We start from the raw sequence: 1,857 nt of genomic DNA, 5'->3' as shown, positions 1-1,857 counted from the left end.
CGACAGGCTGAACTGCTGGTCCCAGTAGGTTTCAAAGTCGATCGTCATGATGTCCATTACATCACCCCTCTATCGCATCGACTGGCCTATCTGGCTGGTCCTGATACTTCCCTGAATACTCTGCGTAGGTCTCCAGCTGATGGAAGATGACCTGTGCAATGCCGGCGCCGGCCGGGACGTGAAGTGGTTTCCAGCCATGATAGACCAGCTCCAGAGTCAGGTATCCTTTCCACCCCGGCTCGATCACGGTGTTGAATACCGACAACCCACGCCTTGCCCATGTGCTTTTGTCGTGGACAATAGCCACCAAGTCCCGTGGCATGTGAAACCGCTCGACTGTTGAGGCCAGAGCGAAGCGTTTGAAGGGGTGTAGGGTCACACTCTGTTTGATACGGATGTCATAGCCCGCCTCAGATAGTCCGTAGCTGACACCGTGCTGCCTGAGCTTGCTGTCCAGCATGGGTGAGACCGGTTGGTCTGACCATAGCTTCTTACCGTTGCGTATCATCTGTCACCTCCTATGGGTATTTCTCTATGGCTTTGCGGATGCGGTATATGCGCCCAATGGCAGTGCCTTTGGTGAGACCAAGCATCTTGCCTGCCTCCTTGATCGACTTACCCTCCTTCACCATCCTCATCAGCTCCAAGTCCTGTTCGTCGCGTTCCCCGCTCTGTCATGTCTCGCCTTGTCTCTTATTCTTTTAACGTCACGATTGTGCTTAGAGGCTATCTTGTAGATCACCTCAAGCTCATCCGGCAACACCCAGAGCGTGGGCACCCGAACGTATCCAGCTGCGCGCAGTGCTTCCTTCTCGACGCGGCTGGTCATGGGGTGGCGTCCTTGTTCAGAGCGGCGCGCAATTCCGCGTTCGCCTCCCGCAACCGCTCAACTTCATCAGACAGATCATGTATTCTGTCTGTGTCGCGGTCGGCCTGATGTTCCAGTTCCTCAATCCGGCTCCGCTCTGGTGTGTCTGCGATTGCATCTAGCAACCGCTTCACCTCCGCTTCCAGTTCCGCAATGCGGGCGGCGGGTATGTCGGCGCGCGTTTCCCATAGCCGCTGCGCTTCGTCCCGTCGCATGTGCATTGTTTCGGCGGCGCTTGAGCCGTGATGCAAATCCCACCTCGCAACCGGACCTTGCGCGTGGCAATTCAGGCACTTGTTTACTGTTATTCCCTTGTCACTTGTCCAGCGAATATCGCGGCCTTCACAAAACGGGCACGGCTTTAGTTCCGGCGCGCTCATCCCTCACCCCCTTTCTGGCGGGCGGCTTGATACACTGAAAAGGCGTTATCAAAGCCAAGATCACGCAACACCCCCAGCGCCGCGTCCCGTTCGGCCTCTGCCTCGGCCAGCTTGGAGGATAGGGTGGCGACCATCTCAGGTATGCCCGCGTCATTGTCAGCAAACGGTGCGGCCCTGCATATCCGCTCCACATGCTCCGGCGCGGTCAGGTCTGGCGTGGGTGTGTTAGTCATCGCGATCTCCCAAAATCATTTGCATCCGTCTGCGGGCATAAAAACCATGCGGCCCCGGCTGACATTTCGGGCATGATTCATATTCTACCTTGACGCCAATGGTGCTATTCGGCGGAAAAGACATGCCCGTCATAATCTTTTTGCGTCCCATGCAAACCAAACAATCAGTTTGACCTATTTCGTCACTCATTGGTCGGTCCTTTCTCTGCGAGGGCGCGGATGGCGGCATGGGCGCCAGATATGCCCATCGCAAACCCCCTTGCCTCGTCGCCCACGAGTTGTAGAGGGCTTTCGCCGTTTGCGAGGCTGGCATTTAACGCCACCTTCGCAGCCGCCTCCATCCCCGCGCGCCAGCCATCTTGCCGCGCGTCGGGGG

General features: G+C 57.2%; 5 protein-coding genes. All 5 read right to left on the bottom strand.

Going from position 1 to position 1,857, the window contains the following annotated elements:
• Positions 1-61: 61 nt before the first annotated feature.
• Positions 62-508: a dCTP deaminase gene (locus tag VGP75_RS13200; protein ID WP_327544115.1), complete on the bottom strand. Its 447-nt coding sequence runs from the start codon at positions 506-508 to the stop codon at positions 62-64.
• Between the two features lie 317 nt (positions 509-825).
• The gene (locus VGP75_RS20705) at positions 826-1,083 is read right to left on the bottom strand and encodes a hypothetical protein (RefSeq protein ID WP_526025514.1); all 258 of its coding nucleotides are present in this window, start codon (positions 1,081-1,083) and stop codon (positions 826-828) included.
• Between the two features lie 161 nt (positions 1,084-1,244).
• The gene (locus VGP75_RS13190) at positions 1,245-1,481 is read right to left on the bottom strand and encodes a hypothetical protein (protein WP_327544113.1); all 237 of its coding nucleotides are present in this window, start codon (positions 1,479-1,481) and stop codon (positions 1,245-1,247) included.
• Positions 1,474-1,671 (bottom strand): hypothetical protein, encoded by a 198-nt coding sequence (locus VGP75_RS13185; protein ID WP_327544112.1) that lies wholly within the window; start codon positions 1,669-1,671, stop codon positions 1,474-1,476. The genes VGP75_RS13190 and VGP75_RS13185 overlap by 8 nt, the downstream gene beginning before the upstream one ends.
• On the bottom strand, positions 1,664-1,857 hold a 194-nt coding region (locus VGP75_RS13180; protein ID WP_327544111.1), incomplete at its 5' end, for a hypothetical protein. The genes VGP75_RS13185 and VGP75_RS13180, both read right to left, overlap by 8 nt.

Source organism: Yoonia sp., assembly GCF_036007805.1.
In the GTDB taxonomy this organism is placed as follows: Bacteria; Pseudomonadota; Alphaproteobacteria; order Rhodobacterales; family Rhodobacteraceae; genus Yoonia.
This window is presented reverse-complemented; position numbering and strand designations above follow the sequence as displayed.